A 1,179-nucleotide genomic window follows, 5' to 3' on the forward strand; every position below is an offset into this window, starting at 1 on the left:
AAGAAACGCTTGATCTCGCCGACGATGGTCGGCATCGCGAAGGTCGGGAACTCGACGCCCCGGCTGAGCTCGAACCGGTCGATCGCCTTGATCAGGCCGATCGTGCCGACCTGGACGATGTCCTCCATCGGCTCGTTGCGGCTGCGGAACCGCGCCGCGGCGTACCGCACCAGCGGGAGGTTCAGCTCGATGAGTGTGTCCCGTACGTAGGCGCGCTCCGGGCTGTCAGTGCCGTCCGGGGACGGTCCGAGCGCGGCGAGCCGCAGGAACAGGGAGCGGGACAGAGTGCGGGTGTCGATGGCTTCCGGCGAGCTGGTGAGCACAGCGGGTGCCGGTTTGCTCTTCGTGAGCGTGAGCACCTTCGAGCTGCCCTGTTCTGCGGACATGCCACCCCCTTTGAGGTCGCGGACGGTCGCGTGAGCCGCGACCATCGGAGGAACGCAGCCTCCACCTGAATACCGGAGGCGAGGCCACGGCAAACGCGGTTCCCGCAGAATGTCACATGTCGGCAACACGCTGTAGTGACATGTCGACAAGTCTTTGTGACATAAGCGCAGTTAACAAGGGGTGTACGCCATTAGGGCCGCGTGAAACGGACTTCGCGTGCTCTACCCGATCCGGTTACGCGTCGATCCTGTTTGCGGACCGGAGCCGGGCGAAGCTGCGGGCCAGCAGTCTTGACACATGCATCTGGGACACGCCCAGCTCGGCGCTGATCTGGGACTGCGTCAGGTTGCTGTAGTAGCGCAGCAGCAGAATGCGCTGCTCGCGCTCGGGCAGCTGTACGAGCAGGTGCCGTACGAGATCGCGGTGCTCGCCCCCGGCGAGGGCCGGGTCCTCGTAGCCGAGCCGGTCGAGCAGGCCGGGCAGTCCGTCGCCTTCCTGGGCGGCCTCCAGCGAGGTCGCGTGGTACGAGCGCCCCGCCTCGATGCAGGCGAGCACCTCGTCCTCGGAGATCCTCAGCCGCTCGGCGATCTCCGCGGTGGTGGGCGAGCGGCCGTGGGCGGTCGTCAGGTCCTCGGTGGCGCCGGTGACCTGGACCCAGAGCTCGTGGAGCCGCCGGGGGACGTGGACGGTCCGTACGTGGTCCCGGAAGTATCGTTTGATCTCCCCGACGACGGTCGGCATCGCGAAGGTCGGGACCTGGACACCGCGCTCCGGGTCGAACCGGTCGATGGC

2 protein-coding genes are annotated in these 1,179 nt (G+C 67.3%); both read right to left on the minus strand.

Translation table 11 applies throughout. The features are described 5' to 3' along the window. A partial coding sequence (locus ACFWGZ_RS41100) for a sigma-70 family RNA polymerase sigma factor (RefSeq protein WP_382456991.1) occupies positions 1-386 on the minus strand: 386 nt, incomplete at its 3' end. 235 nt (positions 387-621) lie between these two features. Continuing rightward, on the minus strand, positions 622-1,179 hold a 558-nt coding region (locus ACFWGZ_RS41105; RefSeq protein WP_382456992.1), incomplete at its 5' end, for a sigma-70 family RNA polymerase sigma factor.

Source organism: Lentzea sp. NPDC060358 (genome assembly GCF_042725365.1).
In the GTDB taxonomy this organism is placed as follows: domain Bacteria; phylum Actinomycetota; class Actinomycetes; order Mycobacteriales; family Pseudonocardiaceae; genus Lentzea.